Origin of the sequence: Paraprevotella xylaniphila YIT 11841, from assembly GCF_000205165.1 — a bacterium.
Classification (GTDB): domain Bacteria; phylum Bacteroidota; class Bacteroidia; order Bacteroidales; family Bacteroidaceae; genus Paraprevotella; species Paraprevotella xylaniphila.
Genome location: NZ_GL883817.1, coordinates 57376 through 77705 on the forward strand (window position 1 = coordinate 57376; position 20330 = coordinate 77705).

Annotated in this window: 17 protein-coding genes; 15 read left to right on the forward strand and 2 right to left on the reverse strand. The window is 48.5% G+C overall.

The window, feature by feature from the left end:
- The first annotated feature begins 31 nt into the window (after nt 1-31).
- From HMPREF9442_RS01920 to HMPREF9442_RS01975, 13 genes are all read left to right on the forward strand, one after another.
- Nucleotides 32-340 carry a Dabb family protein gene (locus HMPREF9442_RS01920; protein ID WP_008624724.1) on the forward strand — a complete coding sequence of 103 codons (309 nt, stop codon included), beginning with the start codon at nt 32-34 and terminating at the stop codon, nt 338-340.
- 10 nt (nt 341-350) lie between these two features.
- Nucleotides 351-1931 (forward strand): O-antigen ligase family protein, encoded by a 1581-nt coding sequence (locus HMPREF9442_RS01925; RefSeq protein ID WP_157183517.1) that lies wholly within the window; start codon nt 351-353, stop codon nt 1929-1931.
- Nucleotides 1932-2238: 307 nt separating this feature from the next.
- Nucleotides 2239-2823, forward strand: a complete 585-nt coding sequence (locus tag HMPREF9442_RS01930; RefSeq protein ID WP_008624728.1) for a hypothetical protein — start codon at nt 2239-2241, stop codon at nt 2821-2823.
- 14 nt (nt 2824-2837) lie between these two features.
- Complete coding sequence (locus tag HMPREF9442_RS01935; RefSeq protein WP_172634378.1) at nt 2838-4457, forward strand: leucine-rich repeat domain-containing protein; 1620 nt, start codon at nt 2838-2840, stop codon at nt 4455-4457.
- A 74-nt stretch (nt 4458-4531) separates the two neighbouring features.
- The gene (locus HMPREF9442_RS01940) at nt 4532-5218 is read left to right on the forward strand and encodes a leucine-rich repeat domain-containing protein (RefSeq protein WP_008624730.1); all 687 of its coding nucleotides are present in this window, start codon (nt 4532-4534) and stop codon (nt 5216-5218) included.
- A gap of 10 nt (nt 5219-5228) precedes the next feature.
- On the forward strand, nt 5229-5504 hold the full coding sequence (locus tag HMPREF9442_RS16900) for a leucine-rich repeat domain-containing protein (RefSeq protein ID WP_087944061.1): 276 nt from the start codon (nt 5229-5231) through the stop codon (nt 5502-5504).
- A gap of 233 nt (nt 5505-5737) precedes the next feature.
- A complete protein-coding gene (gene hisG / locus HMPREF9442_RS01945; protein ID WP_008624734.1) occupies nt 5738-6589 on the forward strand; it encodes an ATP phosphoribosyltransferase in 852 nt (283 codons plus the stop codon).
- A gap of 45 nt (nt 6590-6634) precedes the next feature.
- On the forward strand, nt 6635-7930 hold the full coding sequence (gene hisD / locus HMPREF9442_RS01950) for a histidinol dehydrogenase (protein WP_008624736.1): 1296 nt from the start codon (nt 6635-6637) through the stop codon (nt 7928-7930).
- Between the two features lie 2 nt (nt 7931-7932).
- A complete protein-coding gene (hisC, locus tag HMPREF9442_RS01955; RefSeq protein WP_172634380.1) occupies nt 7933-8985 on the forward strand; it encodes a histidinol-phosphate transaminase in 1053 nt (350 codons plus the stop codon).
- A 5-nt stretch (nt 8986-8990) separates the two neighbouring features.
- Nucleotides 8991-10094, forward strand: coding sequence for a bifunctional histidinol-phosphatase/imidazoleglycerol-phosphate dehydratase HisB (hisB, locus tag HMPREF9442_RS01960; protein ID WP_172634379.1), 1104 nt, complete (start codon nt 8991-8993; stop codon nt 10092-10094).
- A 327-nt stretch (nt 10095-10421) separates the two neighbouring features.
- Nucleotides 10422-15023: a rhamnogalacturonan lyase family protein gene (locus HMPREF9442_RS01965; protein ID WP_008624742.1), complete on the forward strand. Its 4602-nt coding sequence runs from the start codon at nt 10422-10424 to the stop codon at nt 15021-15023.
- Between the two features lie 156 nt (nt 15024-15179).
- Nucleotides 15180-15758 carry a rubrerythrin gene (gene rbr, locus HMPREF9442_RS01970; RefSeq protein WP_008624744.1) on the forward strand — a complete coding sequence of 193 codons (579 nt, stop codon included), beginning with the start codon at nt 15180-15182 and terminating at the stop codon, nt 15756-15758.
- Between the two features lie 275 nt (nt 15759-16033).
- A complete protein-coding gene (locus HMPREF9442_RS01975) occupies nt 16034-16243 on the forward strand; it encodes a hypothetical protein (protein ID WP_008624748.1) in 210 nt (69 codons plus the stop codon).
- Between the two features lie 77 nt (nt 16244-16320).
- Here the strand turns inward: HMPREF9442_RS01975 and HMPREF9442_RS01980 are convergent, their stop codons facing one another.
- Nucleotides 16321-17331, reverse strand: coding sequence for a GGGtGRT protein (locus tag HMPREF9442_RS01980; RefSeq protein WP_008624754.1), 1011 nt, complete (start codon nt 17329-17331; stop codon nt 16321-16323).
- A gap of 17 nt (nt 17332-17348) precedes the next feature.
- Nucleotides 17349-18050, reverse strand: coding sequence for an iron-sulfur cluster assembly scaffold protein (locus HMPREF9442_RS01985; protein ID WP_008619330.1), 702 nt, complete (start codon nt 18048-18050; stop codon nt 17349-17351).
- A 460-nt stretch (nt 18051-18510) separates the two neighbouring features.
- On the opposite strand from HMPREF9442_RS01985, the gene HMPREF9442_RS01990 reads away from it, so the two are divergent.
- Both HMPREF9442_RS01990 and HMPREF9442_RS01995 read left to right on the forward strand, forming a co-directional pair.
- Complete coding sequence (locus HMPREF9442_RS01990; RefSeq protein ID WP_008624758.1) at nt 18511-19578, forward strand: transcriptional regulator; 1068 nt, start codon at nt 18511-18513, stop codon at nt 19576-19578.
- Nucleotides 19579-19760: 182 nt separating this feature from the next.
- Nucleotides 19761-20330: AAA family ATPase (locus HMPREF9442_RS01995; RefSeq protein WP_008624762.1), on the forward strand; the 570-nt coding region annotated here is incomplete at its 3' end.

The window sequence follows — 20330 nt, forward strand, 5'->3', positions numbered from 1 at the left end:
ATGAAAATAATATAAAAGACGTTGTATTATTATGGTGAAACATATCGTATTATTTCAGTTGGCTTCTGAGATGGAAGCTGGGCGTAAGAAAAATGTGATGGACGCTTTTAAGAAAGGGATAGAGGCACTGCCTGCCAAAATCCCGTTTATCCGGAAGATTGAAGTCGGGTTGAATGCCAATCCGGAAGAACAGTTCGACATCGCGCTCTACAGCGAGTTCGACACGATGGACGACGTAAGGGCTTATGCGGTCCATCCGGCTCATTTGGCCGTAGCGGCTTTGCTGAAGGATTGCAAACAGAGCCGTTCGTGCGTGGATTATGAATGTGAGGTGGAATAGGAGTACGGTTTTGTGGGGCGGTGTTGCCTTGCTTTTATGTGGCGGCACTGCTTTTATGGCGGCTTTTCCACATTTCCGCCTGGCTCACTTGTTATGCCACATGTGGGCTGCATTTAGCGTGATGGTCATTGGCATCTGCTTTTGTATGGCCGTTGTCTTGAAACGGGATTACTTGTCTTCAACACACGCAGTTCTCATGTCTTTTTTTTGTGTGGGAATCTTGGAAATAGTATGTGCCCTATTGCAACTTGGCGGTCTTTTTCCTGTAATCAACCCTTACTATCACTTTACCGGTAGTTTTGACAATCCGGCTGTTTTTGCTATGTTCATGTCCTTTTGCTTGCCCATAGGTATGTATTTTACTGCAAGGTCAACTGCTGTTTGTCGTTTAGTCTGGGGTGTTTTGACTTTTTGTATGGGGGCTTTTTTAATATTGTCAGCTTCTCGCACAGGCATACTCGCAGGGATATGTTCCGCTTTTATCATGTGGATGCCTAAGTTGGGGGTGATAAAAGATTACAGGTTCAATCGAAAACGAATAATTCTTTTGTGGGTTGCTTTGGCTTTGTTGGCAGGAGTGTTGTATTGGTGTAAACAAGACTCGGCAGACGGACGGTTGTTGGCATGGAAAGTTTCTGCGAACATGATTGCCGACCGTCTGTTTTGGGGATGGGGAAACAATGGTTTTGATGCTTTCTATATGCCGTATCAGGCCGATTATTTTATGCGGAATCCTGAATCTTCTTTTCTTTTGTTGGCAGATAACCTTTCTCATCCGTTTAATGAATTCTTGTGGTTTACCGTTCAATATGGTATTGCGGGCTTAATGCTTTTATTGCTGATGTTGGGGTGGATTTTGAAGAACGTTTTTAAAGGTTGTGATAAGCAGAAGAAACTTTGGGTAAGTTTGTATTTCGCTCTTGCCATTTGGGCGATGTTTTCTTATCCTTTCCATATCCCTTTTGTTTGGCTTGTCATGGCTTATCTTCTATCAGTTAGTCTTTTCCCGGTGTTTGCACGGTTCCGTTTTGTCAGGCCATTGGCTTTTTGTGCTTTGCTTGTTGCTTTTCTTTATTCTGTTCCCATGGCCGTGTCATATAAAAATGAGGTGCATTGGGTTAAGGTGCAAGAGAAAGCCTTGATGGGAGAAACTTTGGATATGTTACCACAATATGCCGAATTATATAAGGATTTGAAAGATGACGGAGCTTTCTTGTATAATTATGGTGCAGAACTTCATTTTGCAAGACATTATAATGAAGCACTGAAAATACTTCAAGAGTGCGCCAGTAAATATAATGATTATAATGTGCAGATGCTCATGGCAAGCTGTTACCAACATTTAGGGCAGCCTCAAATGGCTATTGAAAAATATAGGTATGCCAACAGGATGGTGCCTAACCGCTTTTTACCTTTATACCATGAGATGCGGATTTATAGGGAAAACGGGGATAGTGTAAATGCTTGTGAAGTGGCGAGAACAATTATGAATAAGCCTGTTAAAATTAAGAAATCCGCAGCGGTGAAAAGGATTATCCAAGAAGCTAATGAATGTTTGGACCATTATACGGAACGAGTTATGAGGCGGTAGAATTTTACGGTGGATTCCTCTTGTCTCGTATTGCATCCCCTTCCAGAAGTTTTCCCAAGAGGTTTTGCAAAAACATCCTTCAGCCTATAACTTCAAATTAACATGTACCCTGAAGGATGAAGGCTGTTTTGTAATCTTAGAGGTAGACAAATAGTGTCTGTTTGTTGTGTTATAAAACATGTTTATTGATTTTATTTAAAAAATATTTTGTAAATGCAGGCGGAATACCTATATTTGCAACAACCCATAGATAAAAGTTGGTAAGGCTTTTATAGGGTAAAGTATAAACCATTTTAAATTGTGTATTATGAGAAAAACGTTTTATGTGTCAGTCGCAGCAATCGCAATTGCATCAGGTTTGTTTTATTTGGGTAGTTGTACTGCCGATTATGAAGAGCCGGGATTATCCAGTTTGGATATCGAAGACCAAATCATGAGGGGAAAACGGTTAGGGCCGGAAGTAGGAGGAAACCCTGATGCTGATATTCCGGTGAATAAGGACGAGTGTGCTCTTTATGCTTTAGTGTCCTTGAAACACAAGACTCCGGAAGGTTGGACTAATTCAGGGACAACGGCAGAAAACTATTATAATCAATTATATAAATACGCTCATGATAATTATGATTATCAAGGAGGTCGAATGGATCCGTCTGTGATGTTGAATGTGGGAATTCATTTTGGTTTGTTGCAAGGAGGAAAGACGTTTAGCAAGGATAATACGGCATCGGATTTTTTTAAGGATCCTGGAAAAACGAAAGTAAGAACAGTGAATTTTGCGAATCATACCGGAAAATTTATAAGATATAATCCGAAGGGAGATACCGTGACGTATAGCGATAGCGAAGGTGTAAAAACTGTTCCGGCAAGTACGGTTGTTTCTGTTTATTATTAAAATCCATGTTGCAAATGCGTGTGACTAATTTCCTGTCTGTATTTGTAGTTTTGTTCTTTCGGACAATTTTAACGGTCTGTGCCGGAGGGGTATTTACGGACGGCCATTTTCAATATATGGTAGAAGACTATGTATATGATGGGGATTCTGCTGTGTATATAGTGGGAATGGAAGACTCTTTGCGTACGGCAACAATTTTGGTACTGCCCGGTTCGATTGTGCATAACGGTTATGAGTATCGTGTGACGGGAGTGGGGGAGAATGCTTTTGCCCGAAATGGATGTGTGGAACAAGTGGTTATCGGAGAGGGAATAGAGGCTATATATGATTATGCTTTTTTTGATTCTCCCTTACTTCAGAGCATAGTGATATCCAGTACCGTAGATTATATAAGTAGCAGTGCTTTTGGATTTTGTCCCAATTTGCGTTCAATCAGTGTAGACCGTAGGAATGAAATTTTTAGTTCACCTGAAGGTTGTAATGTCATTGTGGATGAAAAAAATAAGGAACTCGTTCTTGGTTGCCGTACTTCTGTTATTCCCAAAGGGATAGAGTGTATTGGCGAATCTGCTTTTTATGGTTGTTTGGGTATGGAAGAATTGTCTGTTCCGGAAGGGGTTGTTGAGATTGGCAGTGGGGCTTTCAGTGGTTGTGCTGGTTTGAAATCTGTTGTGTTGCCACATACTCTTGAAAGGATAGGGAATTTTGCCTTTTGGGGGTGTGCTCAAATGAAGTCTTTGCATATTCCTTCTAAGGTTTCTTCCATACAAGCACCCTTGTTTGGAAAATGTTGGATGTTAGACACAATCGAAGTTGATACGTTGAATCCGGTTTATGATTCACGGTATGGTTGCAATGCAATCGTGGAAACTGCAAGCGATAAGATTATTTCCGGATGTGGAAATTCACGTATAGTGGAGGGCGTAAAGGAAATAGGAGAGGCTGCATTTGTTCATAGTTCACTTCGTACGGTAGAAATTCCCAAAACGGTAACTTTAATAGGTGAACGTGCTTTTGCTTGTTGTATATTTTGTATCTCAATGGAAGTGGATGTGCAGAATCCGGTATACGACTCCAGACAGGGATGCAATGCTGTTATAGAAACGGCGACAGGAAAAGTTGTGGTTGGATGTGCTAAAACGAATTTTGTCAACGGAGTGGGCGAAATCGGTGCGTATGCTTTTACAGGGATGTACATGCCTCCGTACTTTATTATTCCTGAAGGTATCCGTAAGATAGGGAATAGTGCTTTTAGTTTCTGTGAAGGACTTGATTGGGTTCTTGTTCCCAACTCGGTAGAAGAAATTGGAACTTCTGCTTTTCATTCAAGTTCTTTGAGGCAGGTGTATTGGAATGCTTCTATGGATGAAATACCTGAAAGTTCTTTTTCGGATTGCAAGAATTTGTATGCCATAGCATTCTCGAAAGAAATAAAGTCTGTCGGGGCATATGCATTTAGACATTGTTCAGATTTGTTTTGTATGTCGTTTTCAGAAGGTGTGGAATATATTGGTTATAAAGCATTTGAAGGTAGCCCATGCGAGGAGAATATCAAAAAAAAATATTCTTCGGCATTGTCATCCGATTATGGACAACCTCAAAGGAGTATTCGTGAGAGATTATATGAAAATTAACAAGTTTCTTTGTGTGACAGCTTCTTGTATATTGAAGTGATGTTATTTCTGTTTTTTATTGAACATAGTTGCCTATGCAGAGGTTTTTGTTCCTTTTCTTTGTCGTATGCTTTTCTTTGTCAGCGAAAGCAGATAAAGGGAATGGTTTTGTAGAGGGTATATTTCAATATGCCATAGAGGTGGACAGGATTTCCGGAGATACGACGGTGGCCGTGTCGAGCATAGACCGCAGAAACCTGACAACTCCGTTTTTCCAAGGAAAGGAACTCAGGATTCCGGGAGTGGTTGTTCATAATGGAAAGACATATCGTGTGACTGCGATAGGCCGGTGGGCTTTTACGCGGTGCGATGATATTGAAAGTTTGATTATAGGTGAGGGGGTAGAAGAAGTACGTGAATATGCTTTTGAGGGTTGTACCCAATTACGTTCGGTTTCTTTTCCCAGTACCCTGCAATGGTTGGACAATCTTCCGTTTACCGGCTGTTATAATTTGTGTGAAATCAGGGTGGACGAGGGGAATCCTAAGTTTGATTCCCGTGTGAATTGCAATGCCCTCATAGAGACAGGGGAAAACAAGATAGTCCTTGGAGGCAAGAACACAGTCTTTCCCAAAGGGATAAAATTTATCGGGGAAGGTGCGTTTGCCGACCGTGTGGGATTGGAGAATATGGTGATTCCGGAGGGGATTGTAGAGATTGAAAAAGGAGCATTCTTTAATTGCATTAATTTGAAATCCATCTCATTGCCCCACAGCCTTTAGGTGCTTAGGGATGTGTTCCGTGCAAACGCTTTGTTGGCAAGGCCATTTACAGGAAATCGAAAGTTATGTCTTTTCGGATTGCCGGGAACTGTATATCATCTCAATACCCGAAGGAACGAAAAGGATTGGTTCAGGGGCATTCAATGAATGCCATAACCTGCGTTATGTATCGTTGCCAACCAGTTTGGATTACATTGACGACTGTGCTTTTAAAGGCTGTCCTTGCGAAGAATTGGTTAGGAAAAATCATGTTCCGGTCTTGTCGTCTGATGATAGGCAACGATAACTTCTTCGTAATTTTCTTGCGAATTTGTTGCTTATTTGCGGATAATAGTTTAACTTTGCCATAAACAAAAGAGAAAATGAAGAATATTGCAACACGCCACCATCATCATCCTAACGGTTAGAAATCGGTAGGCTGTCCCGCGTGTGCCAATGGAAGGATAGAAATGAAGGCTTGCCGATATGAACGGTGAGCCTTTTTTGATAGTTTAAGAATACATTATTGAAAAAACAGATATGCTTAGAATTGCAGTACAGTCGAAAGGACGTCTTTACGAAGACACCATGGCGCTCCTGGCGGAGGCCGACATCAAAGTGAGTTCATCCAAGCGCACCTTGTTGGTGCAGTCTTCCAATTTCCCCGTCGAGGTGCTTTACCTGCGCGACGACGATATTCCGCAGTCCGTGGCAGGAGGAGTGGCCGACTTGGGTATCGTGGGTGAAAATGAATTTGTGGAAAGAGAGGAGGATGCCGTGGTGGTACGCCGTCTGGGCTTCAGCAAGTGCCGCCTTTCGTTGGCCATACCCAAGGCTGTGGATTATTCCGGCCTTTCTTGGTTCGAAGGCAAGAAGATAGCCACTTCCTATCCCAATATCCTGAAAAAATTCATGAAGGAAAACGGGGTGGAGGCTGACATCCATGTCATTACCGGTTCTGTGGAAATCGCGCCCGGAATCGGGTTGGCCGACGGTATTTTCGATATCGTAAGCTCCGGTTCCACCTTGGTTAGCAATAACTTGCAGGAGGTGGCCGTCGTCATGAAGAGCGAGGCGTTGCTCATCGCCAACCGGAATATGGACGATGCCAAGAAGGCGATTTTGGACGAATTGCTGTTCCGCATTGAGGCGGTAAAGAGTGCGGAAGACAAGAAATACGTCCTGATGAACGTGCCGTCGGACAAGGTGAAAGATGTCGTGTCCGTATTGCCCGGAGCCAAAAGCCCCACGGTGATGCCTTTGGCGCAGGAAGGGTGGAGCAGCGTGCACACCGTCATCGACGAGTCCCGCTTTTGGGAGATTATTTCCAAGCTGAAGGAACTGGGAGCACAGGGCATTCTGGTTGTTCCCGTAGAGAAGATGATTCTTTGAGCCGGACAGGTCGGCATTTTCATATCAAAAAGAGGAGGACAGCAAATGAATGTGATAAGATATCCGCAAAAAGAAGAATGGGACGAACTGTTGAAACGTCCCGTAATGAACGTGGACACGTTGCGTGAAACCGTATGCCGGGTGTTGGACGACGTGAAGACGGGTGGCGACCGCGCCGTCATGGCCTACGAAAAGCAGTTCGACCATGTGGAACTGGAGTGTCTGGCCGTCACGGAAGAAGAAATGGACGAGGCCGAACGTCTGGTGTCGCCCGAACTGAAAGATGCTTTGCGCCTGGCGCACGAAAATATAGGGAAGTTCCACGCTTCCCAACGCTTTGAAACGACGAAAGTGGAAGTCCGTCCCGGGGTGACCTGTTGGCAGAAAGCCGTTCCCATAGAACGGGTGGGGCTTTACATTCCCGGAGGGACGGCACCGCTTTTCTCCACGGTGCTGATGCTGGCCACACCGGCCAAGATTGCCGGATGCCGTGAAATCGTGCTCTGCACGCCGCCGGGACGTGACGGCAAGGTGCATCCCGCCATCCTTTGCGCAGCCCGTGTGGCCGGAGTGAACCGCATTTTCAAGGCAGGCGGCGTGCAGGCCATCGGTGCCATGGCCTACGGTACGGAAAGCGTGCCCAAGGTGTATAAGATATTCGGCCCCGGCAACCAGTATGTCATGGCGGCCAAACAACAGGTGTCGCTTCACGACGTAGCCATCGACATGCCCGCCGGACCTTCGGAGGTGGCGGTATTGGCCGATGCCGGTTCCAATCCGGTGTTCGTGGCGGCCGACTTGCTTTCGCAGGCCGAGCACGGCGTGGACAGCCAAGTCTTGTTGGTGACGACCGACGAAGCCTTGGTCGGCAAGGTACAGGACGAAGTGGAACGCCAGTTGGCCGCCCTTCCGCGCAAGGAAATCGCGGAGCAGGCATTGGCCCACAGCAAGCTCGTCGTGGTGCGCGACATGGACGAGGCAATGGAACTGACCAACCGTTACGCGCCCGAGCACCTGATTATCGAAACGGCCGATTACTTGCAGGCCGCCGAACGGGTGGTCAATGCAGGCAGCGTGTTCCTCGGTTCTTATACGCCGGAGAGTGCGGGGGATTATGCTTCGGGCACGAACCATACGTTGCCCACCAACGGTTATGCCACGGCTTACAGCGGTGTCAACTTGGACAGCTACCACCGTAAGATCACATTTCAGGAACTCACGCCGCAGGGTATCCGTGACATCGGTCCGGCAGTGGAACTCATGGCGGCGGGCGAGCATCTCGATGCACACCGTAACGCCATGACCGTAAGATTGGAATCCATTAAAACCGAAATGAAATGAGCATGAAACCTTTGCAAGAATTAGTGCGCCCGAACATCTGGGCGTTGAAGCCGTACAGTTCGGCCCGTGACGAATACAAGGGTGCGGCGGCTTCCGTCTTTCTCGATGCGAACGAGAATCCTTACAATGCCCCGTACAACCGCTATCCCGACCCTTTGCAATTGGAGGTGAAAGAGATGTTGGCTCCCGTCAAAGGCGTGAAGCCCGGACAAATCTTTCTCGGTAACGGCAGTGACGAAGCCATCGACTTGGCATTCCGTATATTCTGCGAACCGAAAACGGACAACGTGGTGGCGATAGCCCCTACTTACGGTATGTATAAAGTGTGTGCGGACATCAACGACGTGGCCTATCGCCCCGTCTTGTTGGACGACGGTTTCCGGTTGGATGCGGATAAATTATTGGCCGTTGCGGACGAACACACGAAGTTGGTATTCCTTTGTTCGCCGAACAACCCTTCGGGAAACGACTTGGAACGGGAGGAAATCGTCAAGGTGCTTGAGCGTTTTCCGGGGATGGTGGTCATCGATGAGGCATACGCCGACTTTTCCGGACAGAAGCCGTTCCGTGAAGATTTGGAGGCATATCCGAACCTCATCGTGCTCAACACGTTTTCCAAGGCATGGGGGAGCGCGGCCATCCGCTTGGGCATGGCCTTTGCCTCAGAAGAGGTCATCTCCTTATTTAATAAGGTGAAGTACCCTTACAACGTGAACCAACTGACCCAACGTCAGGCCGTGGAGATATTGAAGAAGCGTTTCGATGTGGACAAGTGGGTGAAGACGTTGCTGCGCGAACGCGGGCAGGTCATGGCGGCCTTTGCCGAACTGGATATCTGCGAGAAGATTTATCCGACGAATGCCAATTTCTTTCTGGCGAAAGTCAAAGGAGCCGATGCGATATACGCCTATTTGGTGAAAAACGGCATTATCGTGCGCAACCGTTCGAGGGTGGAACTTTGCGGCGACTGCCTGCGCGTGACCATCGGTACGCCGCAGGAGGACAACAGTCTGTTGGGCGCGTTGCGTTCTTACAAACCGGAGACGATAAAATGAACATCATGAAAAAAGCCTTGTTTATAGACCGCGACGGCACTTTGATAAAAGAGCCGGCGGACGAGCAGATAGACGCGTTCGAGAAATTGGAGTTCGTGCCGGGTGTGATGCGCAATCTGGCATTTATCCGCCAGAAACTGGATTACGAGTTTGTCATGGTGTCCAACCAAGACGGGTTGGGCACGGATGCCTTCCCCGAAGATACCTTTTGGCCGGTGCACAATCTGATGATGCGTACCTTGGAGGGAGAAGGCGTGACGTTCGATGACGTGTTGATAGACCGCAGTTTCCCAGAAGAAAATTTGCCCACGCGCAAGCCGGGTACGGCCATGTTAGGACGTTACACTTCGGGCGGTTACGACATGGATGCCTGTTGGGTCATCGGCGACCGCGAGACGGACGCGCAGTTGGCCCTGAACCTCGGTTGCCGTGCCTTGATCCTGAAGGAGAAGGACGAGGATTCTTTTTCGGACGAGCGCATCCGTTACGTGGACAGTTGGGACCGCATTGCCGAAATCCTTTTTGCCGGAGAACGTAAAGCCCGTGTGCACCGCACGACCAAGGAGACCGACATCGAGGTACGCTTGGATTTGGACGGCAGCGGCCGGTGTGATATCCGTACGGGATTGGGATTCTTCGACCACATGTTGGAGCAGATCGGCAAGCATGGCGGAATGGATTTGTATATCCGCACGGAAGGGGACTTGCAGGTGGACGAACACCACACGATAGAGGATACGGCCCTGGCTTTGGGTGAGTGCCTGTTGCGTGCTTTGGGCGACAAGCGCGGCATCGAGCGTTACGGTTATTGTCTGCCCATGGACGACTGCCTGTGCAGCGTGGCTCTCGATTTCGGCGGACGGCCTTGGTTGGTGTGGGATGCCGAATTCCGTCGCGAGAAAGTGGGCGACGTGCCTACCGAGATGTTCTTCCACTTCTTCAAGAGCCTGAGCGACGCGGCGCGGATGAACTTGAACATCAAGGCCGAAGGCGTGAACGAGCACCATAAGATAGAGGGGATTTTCAAGGCTTTGGCCCGGAGCCTGAAGATGGCGGTAAGGCGCGACATCTATCATTACGAGCTGCCTTCGAGCAAGGGAGTCCTTTGACGTGAAGTTAGTATCCTTTACAGAAAGGACGGGGTTGCGGAAGGTGTGACGCTGTCCTGCTGAGAACGGAAAATCGTTTGGCGCAGAACGGAAAATCAATCGGCTGAGATTGATTTTCCGTTCTGCGGTTGTTTTTGTGAGTTTGTATAGTGTTGGTTATGAATGTGTTATTGGTTGATGGATTTTTCTTGGAGAGGAAGCAGGTGCTATTGGTTTTTGTTGACAAAATCAAAAAGTTCAGATAAAAAGTCCCCAAACGTAGTGGTTTGTTGAGTTATTTATGTATTTTTGTATCATCTTGTGAATTAACCTAATAAAATAAATCCCATGAAAAAGAAACAGATTTTGTTTTTTGCTTGCTGCTTGGCTTTAGGAAGCAGCACAATGGATTTGTGTGCCCAACGGACGATGGACAAACTGGGACGCGGACTTGTGGCCACTGTCACCCAAAGCGGAAGTGGAAACTTCGTGAGCTGGCGTGTGCTGGGCGAGGAGTACTACGATGTGGCTTACAACCTTTATGCCGACGGTGAGTTGGTGGCCAAAGGGCTGTCTGCGAGTAACTATGTCCATACGGGAGGAACGGCCGAAACCCGATATACGGTGGCTCCCGTGGTGAAAGGCAAGGAAGGGGAACAGTGTGCCCCCGTCAAACGTTTCAAGGAATACAGTTTCTATTCCCTTACGGGGCAGAATACAGGTTTCCTCAGAGTGCCGGGCGCGGAAATGAAAGGACGTAACGGTGAGGATTTGACAGAAGACTATATGTTCAACGACGCCGTGTTGGCCGATGTCGATGGCGACGGGATGCCGGAGATTATCGCCAAGCGTCTTTATACGGGTACTCCCGGAGTGGCGGACGTGGCCAACACTTCGGCTTACAACCGCATCGAGGTGTACAACGTCAAGGGAGAGCGGCTGTGGTACATCGACATCGGCCCGAACATGCAGTCGGGACCCGATGAACAGTTCGATGCCGTAGCTTTCGACTGGGACGGTGACGGCAAGGCTGAAGTATTGATGCGTGGAGCTGACAACATGATTGTCCATCATCCGGACGGTACGGTCACGGAGGTGGGCAATATGTCCCATGATATCCGTAGGATTAACAATACCGAATATTCCATGCCCGATAATGAATATTTGCTCTACATGGAGGGAGCCACGGGCAAGTTGTACGAAATCGGGGAAAACGGCGAGAAATGGATGCCTTACCCTTGCAAACGGCTAGAACCGGGTGAGACGGACTGGACGGCAGCCTGGGGCGACGGCACGGGGCATCGTGCCACCAAACACTATTTCGGTGCGCCTTATCTGGACGGTAGGCATCCTTCCATTTTCGTCGGACGCGGTTGCTACACGCGTCACAAGTTTTATACTTTCGACGTAGACCCTGCTACGCATAAGCTGACGGAACGTTGGAATTGGGTATGTAGTGTGGGAGGTCCGTGGTTCGGACAAGGTTACCACAACTTCGGCGTGGCCGATGTGGACATGGACGGACGGGATGAAATCGTGTTCGGTTCAATGATAATCGATGATAATGGAAAGGGATTGAGTACTACCGGCCTCGGGCATGGCGACGCCCAACATTGTACCGATTTGGATCCTTACCGCTTCGGACAGGAGATGTTTGCCTGCAACGAAAGTTCCCCGGCCATGAACTACCGGAATGCCACCACGTCGGAACTGTATTACCGTTTGCAAAGTACCAGTGACGACGGGCGTGCGTTGGCCGGCAAGTTCTATAAGGATTATCCGGGTTGCCAAGGGGCAAGCAGCCAGTCGGGTGTCATCAGCCTCACGGCAGACAAGCCGTTGCCCGACGTGGCGGGGTGGGACTTGAATTTCCGTATCTATTGGGATGGTGACCTGTGCAGCGAGGTGCTCAACAGCCCGGGAACGGAACGCCAACCCAAGATTGACAAGCCTGGTGTGGGGCGCATCTTCTTGGGGAATGGTGCGATGAATAACTGGAGCAAAAACAACGCATGCGCCACGGGCGACCTCTTCGGAGACTGGCGTGAGGAACTGCTCGTGCGCGACGGGAAAGACTTGTTGGTTTATACGACCAACTACCCGACGGAATTCCGTATCCCTACCCTTTGGCACGACCATCAATACCGGCAGGGCATGGTGTGGGAAACCATCGGTTACAACCAGCCTCCCCACTTGAGTTATTTCTTGGGCGAGCTGGAGGGCATCACCGTGGCTCCGCCGCCGCTCACCACGGAAGGGCGTACACAGGTTGCGAACGGAGGCAGTATCACTACGGCACACAACGGTAGCCAGATGCTTGTGTTCGACAATGCGGACATGTCGGTATCCGTGGAGCCGGGTGCCGAACCGTGGGTGGCCATATTCAACGTACCTTCGTGGGTGCAGGGCACGGCATCGAGCGATTGTGCCACGAAAGACGTGCCTATCGATTATGACTATTATACTTGTACGGTGACGGGAAGCGGGTTCAGTGGAGCCACACGCGTGGTCAAGCTGGGGGAAGGCACGTTGGTGCTGCCGGACGTGGAGATGACCCATGGCGGCAATACGGATGTATGGAACGGGACGCTCGTTTTCAACGGGACGATGAAGCAGTCTTCCCTTTGGCTCAACCGCCATACGTCGCTCCGTTCTTCCGGTACTTTCCGTAGCATCAAGGCGGACTATGGTGCCACGGTCTATCCGGGTGGTGACGGACAGGCCGGAACCCTTACGACGGACTCCGTGACGTTGGGTTTCGGTTCGCGCGTGGTCTTTGATTTGAAGAATGACTTTACTTCCGACCGTCTCGATACGAAGGTGCTTACCGTCGAGACGAAGTCGTGGAAATACGGGCCGAAGTATTTGGCGCCGGTGTTTGAGTTCCGGGGCGAAGAAGTGCAGCCCGGACGGTATCCGATAGGTACGGCAGCTACGGTCAAGGGGGATTTTTCCAGTATCCTCATCGAGGGTATCAGTTCGCAAATGAGTGCCAGGTTGGTGCTGGAGGATGGGATGCTTTACCTTTCCCTAAGCGATGTGCGTGCGGCATCCGATGTGGTTTGGAACGGTTTGAACAGCAATATTTGGGACTTTGGCCAAAGCGAGAATTTCACCTTGGCAGAGGAATCCGATCCCGTATTTTTTGTGACGGGTGACAGGGTTCTGTTCGACGATACGGCTGAACGCAAGAATGTGAGCCTTTCCGGCAGTATCGAAGCCGAAAGCGTCACTGTGGACAATAGTAAGAGTTATGTTTTCAACGGGAATGGTTTTCTGGCAGGGCATACGGCATTGGTGAAACGTGGCAGTGGCGTGTTGGCCATCAGCAATGACAATACGTATACAGGCGGTACGCGCATCAGTGGCGGCACGGTATCGGTGAATATGTTGAGCAACTCCACACGGGCTTACGGAGGTCTGGGCGGAGTGGTAGAATCGGCCGACCTCTTTGTCATAGAGAACGGCGCCACGTTGCGGACGACAGAGACTGTCACCCAAGGCTCTCCCATGAAGATGGAAGGCAAAGACGGGGGATGCGTCGAAAACCTCAAGGATTTCATCGTCGAAACCCCAGTGGAGGGTACGTTACTCACCAAAAAAGGAGACGGATGGATGAAACTGAACATGGCCAATCCCTCGTTGGAACGTCTTGCCATCAACGGTGGAACCGTACAGTGCGTGGCTTGCGACAGGCCTGCACAGACGGTAGAATTCATATCCGGTACGTTGTATGAAAATACAGGTTCAAGTTATGCCATCCATGTGCCGGAAGGCGGTAATGGTACGTGGTCATTGGCCAACCGTTCCACTTATACCAATAAGATTACGGGCGAAGGTACGCTTACGATATATTGTGCAGTGGAACATGGTAACGGTTGGTTTGCCACACGTACGCCGGTGGCCGTCAATTTGAGCCTGTTTACAGGGACAATCAATGCCACGGCCGACATGGCCGACAGCTATCCGCGTTTTACGCTCAATACGTCTTCGGGTATGCCGGACGGTACGCTTAACATAACTGCAGGCGTGACGGTGCAAAACACGGGGCGGACTTTCCGTATTGGGAAATTGGCCGGAAAGGGCACGTTGGGCGGTTATGCCTCTTTTGCCAATGACGGTGCCACGGGTGTCAACACGTGGCAGGTGGGATGTGACGATGATTTCGCTTGGGCCGGAACCGTGACAGCCAATTCTAAGTTCGAGAAAGTGGGCAGCGGCAAGATGACGGTCAGCGGAGTATGGGACAATACGGGCGAAGTGGCCGTGAAGGAAGGCACGCTTTGCCTGAATGACCGTTCGGCAGAAAATGCCATGTTGGGAAGCGGAGAACTCTCGGTTGAGGACGGTGCGGTTTTGTGTGGCATGGGTAAATTGGGCAATGCTTCGGTCACGGTGGAACGTGGCGGACGCTTGTATTCCGGAACGCGTGAGGGGGCTTCTTCTGGAACGTTGGATTTCTCAGGCAAGAGGCTCACGGTAAGTACCGGTGGGGAGGTGCTGTTCAATGTAGCTTCCAAGGTACGCTGTACGACCTTGGAAGGAATAAGCTCGTTCTCCCTGCGTGGTACGCTGAAAGTGTCGGTACGTGAAGGGCTCGAACTGGAAGCCGGTGATGAGTTCCAACTGTGGGTCGCAAACCGGACGGCACTTTCATCTGCCTGCACGTTGGATTTGGATAGCCCCGGAGAGGGTTTGGAATGGGATACTTCTGCATTGGAGAACGGAATCTTGAAGGTGAAAACTGCGACGGGTATTACGGGGGTGGTTTCTGGTGAACCGGTAGATTGCGTGGTTTATACGTTGGATGGAGCACGTGCGGGGAGTTTTACCTGCATGCCGTCGGAGGTCGGGGAGTATATGGAAAGGAATGGATTCAGGTCTGGTATGTACATGGTTAAGATGACCCAAGGTCAGCGGACGGAGAGCCGTAAGGTAACTATCGACTGACAGGCCATGCCGCACGGCCTTCAGCTGTGCGGCATAGCATTCTTTAACATAGAATTAAGGAAAATATGCTGTAATGATTACAAATATGAACGTTTTTATCCGTATCTTTGAATCGTTAGAAACATTATAGGTTTAAATTCAAAATTTAAAAAAGTTATGGGAAAGAGTATTAAGGGTACACGTACGGAAAAGAACCTGATGGTTTCTTTTGCCGGAGAGTCTCAGGCCAGAATGAGATACACTTACTTTGCCAGTGCGGCAAAGAAAGAGGGTTATGAACAGATTGCAGCTATATTTACGGAAACGGCCGATCAGGAAAAAGAGCATGCAAAACGTATGTTCAAGTGGTTGGAAGGCGGCATGGTAGAGATTACGGCCAGTTATCCGGCCGGTGTCATCGGAACCACCATGGAGAACCTGAAGGCTGCGGCTGCCGGAGAACACGAAGAGTGGTCATTGGATTATCCTAAGTTTGCGGACATTGCAGACGAAGAAGGTTTTCCTGCCATTGCTGCGATGTACCGTATGATTTCTGTGGCGGAAAAAGGCCACGAAGAGCGTTACCTGGCATTGTTGAAGAACCTGGAGGAATTCAAGGTGTTCGTGAAGGACGGAGAGACGGTATGGCAGTGCCGCAACTGCGGTTATATCCATGTGGGTAAAGAAGCTCCGCAGATCTGTCCGGCTTGCTTGCATCCGCAGGCTTACTTCGAAGTGAAGAAGGAGAACTATTGATCGTTTGCCGTATTTTTACGGTGGACGAAGGCGGCTTTCCGGTTCTTTCCTGATAAATGGGTTCAGGGAAGAACCGGATTTTTTATGAAAGGGGATTTTAACATACCTTGCTATTTGGGGTTATTTTTAAGTTTTTAAAAGGGTGTTATTGCTCTTATAATGCAAAGCGGTTTTTGTTCTTCTGAAAAATGGGTAAAAGGAACATCTATTATAAAGAGGTTTGTTGAGGACACGATTTTAATTCGTTTCTTTGCAATCAACAACAAGGAAACATTATGATACCAGACGAGAAAACCATCAAATCACGCAGTATGAGCGTTTACAAGACATTGTCGAATGCATTGCGCTGCACGTTCGACGAGTTACAAAACCAATGTAAGTTAGGAACTACGGAATTATGTCTGAGCATTGCCCGGCTGATGCAGGAGCATAAGATTAGGCAAGAGCGCGAAGGAGATAATGTGTATTACATGTTGGCTTATTGAGTAAGCTTGACCTAATAGGTAAAGAATAAAGGGGATGTTAAGCATCCCCTTTATTCTTTCTATATGGACAGTTCTGATTACTTGTTCAGAGCCAAAGCCACATTTACGGCACAAGCTACCGTACAACCTACCATCGGGTTGTTGCCGATACCCAGGAAGCCCATCATTTCCACGTGGGCGGGAACGGATGAAGAGCCTGCAAACTGAGCGTCTGAGTGCATACGGCCGAGCGTATCCGTCATACCGTAAGAAGCCGGTCCGGCAGCCATGTTGTCCGGATGCAAGGTACGGCCTGTACCGCCACCTGAAGCTACTGAGAAGTAGGGCTTGCCTGCCAATACGCGTTCTTTCTTGTACGTACCGGCTACGGGGTGTTGGAAGCGGGTCGGGTTGGTAGAGTTACCCGTAATGGATACGTCTACGTTTTCCTTCCACAAGATCGCCACACCTTCGCGCACATCGTCTGCACCGTAGCATTTTACTTTAGCACGAGGACCGTCTGAGTATGCGGTTTCCTTCACTACGTTCAGTTCGCCCGTGTAGTAGTCGAACTTCGTCTGTACGTAGGTAAAGCCGTTGATACGTGAGATAATCATGGCGGCATCCTTGCCCAAGCCGTTCAAGATGCAACGCAACGGGTTCTTACGAACTTTGTTGGCCATTTCGGCAATCTTGATGGCACCTTCGGCAGCAGCGAAAGATTCGTGGCCGGCCAAGAAGGCGAAACACTGCGTCTCTTCGCGGAGCAGACGGGCTGCCAAGTTTCCGTGTCCGATACCTACTTTACGGTCGTCGGCCACAGAACCCGGAATACAGAAAGCCTGCAAGCCGATACCGATAGCTTCGGCAGCGTCGGCTGCGTTCTTGCATCCTTTCTTCAATGCGATGGCAGAACCTACCACGTAAGCCCACTTTGCATTTTCGAAACAAATCATTTGGGTTTCTTCGCAAGTCTTGTAAGGATCCAAACCAGCTTCTTCACAGATTTTGTTAGCCTCTTCAATATCTTTGATACCGTTTTCGTTCAATGCAGCCAAAATCTGCTTGATGCGACGGTCCTGACTTTCAAATTTCACTTCTCTAATCATAATCTGGTTCCTCCTTATTATTCTTTACGTGGGTCAATAGATTTAACGATTCCCTGTTCCGGTTTTGTACGGCCGTATGTACCTGTTACAGACTTCAAAGCTTCGTCTGCGGGTACACCTTTCTTGATGGCCTCCATGAATTTACCCATGTGTACGAATTCGTAACCGCATACCTGATCGTCTTTGTCGAGGAACATTTTGGTGATGTAACCTTCAGTCAATTCCAAGTAACGTGTACCTTTGGCCAAAGTACCATAAAGGGTACCGGTCTGGCTACGCAGCCCCTTACCCAAATCTTCCAATCCGGCACCAATCATCAAACCGCCTTCGGAGAAAGCAGACTGTGTACGGCCGTAAACGATTTGGAGGAACAATTCGCGCATGGCTGTGTTGATGGCATCGCAAACCAAGTCGGTGTTCAATGCTTCCAGAATCGTCTTGCCCGGAAGGATTTCAGAAGCCATGGCAGCCGAATGGGTCATACCCGAACAACCGATAGTTTCCACCAGGCATTCTTGGATGACACCTTCTTTTACGTTCAGTGTCAACTTGCAGGCACCCTGTTGGGGGGCACACCATCCGATACCGTGAGTCAAACCTGAGATGTCTTTAATCTCCTTTGCCTGTACCCATTTGCCTTCTTCTGGAATGGGGGCTGGTCCGTGGTTCGGGCCTTTGGCAACACAACACATGTTTTCTACTTCGTGTGAATAAACCATAATTATACTAATTTATTATAGGTAATATAATGAGTTTCTTATTAAAAATCCTCATCTTTTTGTGCTGCAAAGATAATCAATTTTTAGTATTTCATTAAAAGCCGGTACCAACTTTTTGGGGGCGGTTCATGATTTTTATCACTTATATGAGGTATGGGGTGTTTGGACTGATATTGGGGGAGTATTGCTTTACCGTAAATTTACATGAGAATGAAAAAACTTTTAAAATAGAAATGCCAAATGAATTATTTTTTATACTTTTGTCTCGTGATTTGTCCTCCTCTTGTGGGAACGATTGTTTTGGAGAGTGCTTTTCATTTGATATGTAAACAGCGTCGCATCGGAGGCAATCCATAGGCAAACGGGAGAATACAAATTTTCAGGAATGTCTGTTTGTTTGATGTAAATATCTAAAAACCAGTAAAATATATAGTTTTACCGGTATGGTCATCAAGTATTTATGGGTAAGATAGTTTCATCTCGTAAGGGGATGGGAAGCCATGCTGTACGTTGGTATATTCTGGTACTTCCCGTGAGGCATAGGGGCGATCCGGCCCGTGCATTGCGTATGGAGGCTGACCGGAGTGTGAAGAGGGATGAAGCGATGTTGGAATATTTTGCACCTAAATATATAGAGGTGAAAAGAAAGGGAGGGGAATTCGTGCCTACGGAACGTCCTTTGCTTTACAATTATGTATTCATCCGTTCTACGGAAGCCGAAATTTACCGAAGGCAGCGAAGTGCTTTGCATGCCTATAGTTTTTTACCGCGCGTTCATAGCGGTGGCGAAAGTCATTATCCCTATCTTTCTGACGCTGAAATGAGGAACCTTCGTTGGGTGGCGGAAGCATACCGTGGCGAGCTTCCAGTGTATGTGCCGGAGTCAGGACGCCTGGTGAAAGGCGACCGAGTCCGGATTACGGAAGGGGAGTTTAAAGGAGTAGAAGCCGTGGTGGCAGTCCAGCCCGGTGCCGGGCATAAGGAAGTAGTGGTTTGCATAGAAGGATGCTTGTGGGTGCCTTTAATGCGTGTGTCTGCCGGACAATATGAAATCATCGGGCTGAACGAAAGCGGCAAACATGTGTATACGAAGTTGTCCAATGAACGTATTTTCCAGGGGCTTCATAAGGCATTGCGGAATTACCATTCCCGTGGCGGTGTGACGGATGCCGACCGGGCTTTGGCAGAAGAGGCCTTGCGTGCCTACGGTAAGTTGCAGATGGATAGCGATGTGATGCGTTGCAAGTTGGCCTCCATCTTGTTGATGGCTCATACGGTATTGGGGAATCGGGAAGAGAGGGGTGAGTTGGAAGCTTTTTCCCGCACCATCCTGCCTTTGCTGAAAGCGGAGCAATCCCGTGCCTTGTTGTTGGCTACGTTGTATGGTTGTACGGATAATAATATGTATTACCATGAGGCGCATGCTTTAATCGTCCCATGGCGTAAGGAACCCGATATGAAGAAAAGCAAGCGGCAGCTTTTGCAGTGGTTAGATGATTATGACGAATGGTTGGGGCATCGGGGATAAATATTTATAGCCGGAAAGTTTGGAATGTCTGTTTGATTTTTCTACCTTTACGTGGGCGTTATGACAAAGGCTTGGATGAAGTATCCGGTTGGTGTACGGATTCAGAGAAGATGTTATGGATTTCCCGGGAATGTCGAAAGGTACGTGTTGGAACGGAAATGAAATAAAAGGGAGGACTTGGAATGGATTTTTTGAAAAGGCTTTATCCTATTGGTATACAAACGTTTGAAAAGATAAGGAACGGTAATTACTTGTATATAGACAAGACGGAATACGTCTACCGTATGGCGCATTCCGACTCAAATTACATATTCCTGAGCCGTCCGCGCCGTTTCGGCAAGTCGCTGTTGACAAGTACTTTGGAAGCCTATTTTGAAGGGCGTAGAGAACTGTTTAAGGGTTTGGCTTTGGAGAGGTTGGAAACGGAGTGGACGGAATATCCCGTCCTGCATTTCGATATGAGCACGGCCAAGCACGTGGACAAGGAAGGCCTGATTTTGGAACTGGAGAAGAAACTGCTGAGATATGAAGCCCTTTACGGGCGCGGTGAAGGGGACGTCAAAGTCAACCAACGTTTGGAGGGACTGATTCAAAGGGCTTACGAACAGACAGGCCGTCAAGTAGTGGTGCTCATCGATGAATACGATGCGCCCTTGCTCGATGTGGTGCACGAAGAAAAGAACCTGCCTGTCCTCCGCAACATCATGCGAAATTTTTATAGCCCGCTCAAAGCCTGCGACCCTTACCTGCGT

Coding starts and splice junctions, on each gene's coding strand:
- HMPREF9442_RS01920 (WP_008624724.1), top strand. CDS start 32: ATGGTGAAACATATCGTATTATTTCAGTTGGCTTCTGAGATGGAAGCT.
- HMPREF9442_RS01930 (WP_008624728.1), top strand. CDS start 2,239: ATGAGAAAAACGTTTTATGTGTCAGTCGCAGCAATCGCAATTGCATCA.
- HMPREF9442_RS01935 (WP_172634378.1), top strand. CDS start 2,838: ATGCGTGTGACTAATTTCCTGTCTGTATTTGTAGTTTTGTTCTTTCGG.
- HMPREF9442_RS01940 (WP_008624730.1), top strand. CDS start 4,532: ATGCAGAGGTTTTTGTTCCTTTTCTTTGTCGTATGCTTTTCTTTGTCA.
- HMPREF9442_RS16900 (WP_087944061.1), top strand. CDS start 5,229: ATGTGTTCCGTGCAAACGCTTTGTTGGCAAGGCCATTTACAGGAAATC.
- hisG (WP_008624734.1), top strand. CDS start 5,738: ATGCTTAGAATTGCAGTACAGTCGAAAGGACGTCTTTACGAAGACACC.
- hisD (WP_008624736.1), top strand. CDS start 6,635: ATGAATGTGATAAGATATCCGCAAAAAGAAGAATGGGACGAACTGTTG.
- hisC (WP_172634380.1), top strand. CDS start 7,933: ATGAAACCTTTGCAAGAATTAGTGCGCCCGAACATCTGGGCGTTGAAG.
- hisB (WP_172634379.1), top strand. CDS start 8,991: ATGAAAAAAGCCTTGTTTATAGACCGCGACGGCACTTTGATAAAAGAG.
- HMPREF9442_RS01965 (WP_008624742.1), top strand. CDS start 10,422: ATGAAAAAGAAACAGATTTTGTTTTTTGCTTGCTGCTTGGCTTTAGGA.
- rbr (WP_008624744.1), top strand. CDS start 15,180: ATGGGAAAGAGTATTAAGGGTACACGTACGGAAAAGAACCTGATGGTT.
- HMPREF9442_RS01975 (WP_008624748.1), top strand. CDS start 16,034: ATGATACCAGACGAGAAAACCATCAAATCACGCAGTATGAGCGTTTAC.
- HMPREF9442_RS01980 (WP_008624754.1), bottom strand. CDS start 17,331: ATGATTAGAGAAGTGAAATTTGAAAGTCAGGACCGTCGCATCAAGCAG.
- HMPREF9442_RS01985 (WP_008619330.1), bottom strand. CDS start 18,050: ATGGTTTATTCACACGAAGTAGAAAACATGTGTTGTGTTGCCAAAGGC.
- HMPREF9442_RS01990 (WP_008624758.1), top strand. CDS start 18,511: ATGGGTAAGATAGTTTCATCTCGTAAGGGGATGGGAAGCCATGCTGTA.